Source organism: Komagataeibacter kakiaceti JCM 25156, assembly GCF_000613305.1.
The window spans coordinates 1-2,313 of sequence record NZ_BAIO01000380.1; the positions used below are offsets into that span (position 1 = coordinate 1).

At 66.9% G+C, this 2,313-nt stretch carries 2 protein-coding genes; both read right to left on the bottom strand.

Going from position 1 to position 2,313, the window contains the following annotated elements; translation table 11 throughout:
- A partial coding sequence (locus JCM25156_RS14050) for a class I tRNA ligase family protein (RefSeq protein WP_025813586.1) occupies positions 1-1,244 on the bottom strand: 1,244 nt, incomplete at its 3' end.
- 91 nt (positions 1,245-1,335) lie between these two features.
- Positions 1,336-2,295, bottom strand: a complete 960-nt coding sequence (locus JCM25156_RS14060) for a bifunctional riboflavin kinase/FAD synthetase (RefSeq protein ID WP_025813587.1) — start codon at positions 2,293-2,295, stop codon at positions 1,336-1,338.
- Between the last annotated feature and the right edge of the window lie 18 nt (positions 2,296-2,313).

Sequence of the window (2,313 nt, forward strand, 5' to 3'; positions counted from 1 at the left end):
GTGCCCGCCGCCACGGCGCGCTGCATGGCTTCAAGCAGGGCCTGACAGACCGGCTCCGCCGCCTTGAACACATGCCCGCCGCCAAACAGCGGCACCCAGTCGGCATACCGGCCATCGTCCAGCACCAGTTCGGTGATTTCCAGCCCGAAGGCGCGGCCGAGATTGAAGTCGTCCTCGCCATGGGCGGGGGCGGTGTGGACCAGCCCGGTCCCGGCCTCGGTCGTGACATGCGCGCCGGGCAGCAGCGGCACGTCGAAATCATAGCCCTGCCCCCGCAGCGGATGGGCGCACACCGCCCCCTCCAGCGCGCTGCCGGGCAGGGTGTAGAGCACATGGTGCGCGGTAACGCCCGCCGACTGGCAGAACGGCCCGATCAGGTCTTCCGCCACCAGAACGCGCGATTGCGGCTCCAGCGTGGCTTCATCGCTCACGCCATCGACACGCAGCACGGCATAGGTGATTTCGGGGCCATAGGCGATGGCGCGGTTGGCGGGAATGGTCCACGGCGTGGTGGTCCAGATCACCGCCGCCACGTCTTCCAGCGCCCGGGCGGGGGTGGGATCGGTTACAATAGGAAAGGCCACGTGGATGGCGGTGGATTCATGATCGCGATATTCGATCTCGGCTTCGGCCAGGGCCGTTTTCTCGACCGGGCTCCACATGACCGGACGCAGGCCACGGTACAGCAGGCCGTTGAGCAGGAATTTGCCGATTTCCCCCGCGATCGCTGCTTCGGACGAGAAATCCATGGTGGCGTAACGCCGCGCCCATTCCGCCTGCACGCCCAGCCTGCGGAACTCGCTGGCCTGCGTATCCAGCCATTTCTGCGCATAGGCGCGGCATTCGGCCCGGAACTGGAGCACGGGCACGCTGTCCTTGTCCTGCCCGCGCTTGCGGTATTCTTCCTCGATCTTCCATTCGATCGGCAGGCCATGGCAGTCCCAGCCCGGCACGTAATGGATGCCATAGCCCGACATGCGGTGGGCGCGGTTGATCACATCCTTGAGGATCTTGTTCAGCGCATGACCGATATGCAGGTGCCCGTTGGCGTAGGGCGGCCCGTCATGCAGCATGAACACGTCGCGCCCCTGCGCCTGCGCGAACAGGCGGTCATCGAGCTTTTCGCTCTCCCATCCGGCCAGAATCTCAGGTTCCCGTCTGGGCAGGCTGCCCCGCATGGGAAAGGAGGTGGTCGGCAGGAAGACCGTCTCCCGATAGACATCCTGTGGTTTTGACTCGGACATGGCCTGTTCTGTTCTTCTGGCAAGGGGAAGCATGCAGGGCCGCGAGGGCCCGCGCGCGAGGCAACCTTATGGAGACCACGGTGGCGCGTGGTCAAGTTCTGGTGGGTATGGTCCCGGACTGGCGGGCGGCCAGATAGGCCGTGGCCTGCTCGGAATCGCGCGCGATCTGTTCCTTCAGCGCGTCCAGCCCGTCAAAGCGGCGTTCGGCGCGCAGCAGGGTATGCAGCGCGACCGACAGGGTCTGGCCGTACAGATCGCCCGAGAAACCAAGCAGATGCACTTCCAGCCGGCTTTCCTGCCCATCGTTGATGGTGGGCCTGCGCCCGATATTGGCCACACCGGGGCAGACCGTGCCATCGGCCATGCGTACGCTGACCGCGTACACCCCGCGCGCGGGTTCCAGATGGCGGCCAAGGGCTATGTTGGCGGTGGGAAAGCCCAGCAGGCGGCCGCGCTTGTCGCCATGCTGCACCACGCCGCGAATCGACCACGGGCGGCCCAGCTCCTCCGCCGCGCGTTCGGGGTAGCCATCCTGCAGCAGCCTGCGGATCCGGCTGGAGGAATACGGCCCCAGCGCATCGGCCAGCGCGGGCACCACGGTCAGGCCGATGCCCAGTTCCTCGGTCCGTTCGGCCAGGAAATCGACATTGCCCCGCCTGCGGTGGCCGAAGGCGAAGTCCATGCCACAGGCCACATGGTGCAGGCCAAGGCTTTCATGCAGCACGCGGGTCACGAAGTTTTCCGCGCTCATGGCGCTGAATTCGCGATCGAAGGGGATCTGGAAGACATGCTTCACCCCCAGCGCGGACAGCGCCGCGAAGCGTTCCTGCGGCAGAGTCAGGCGAAAGGCCGGATCCTGCGGGCGGAACAGTTCGCGCGGGTGCGGCTCGAACGTCACCACCGCCAGTTCCCGGTCGGGGCGCGCGGCATGCGCCGCCTGCACCAGATGGGCGTGGCCCACATGCACCCCGTCGAAATTGCCCAGCGCCGCGACCGCGCCACGGGCGCTGTCGGGAATGTCGCGCCAGTCCGTGTGGAGATGCGCCTTCATACCGCCTCCGGGCGCGGC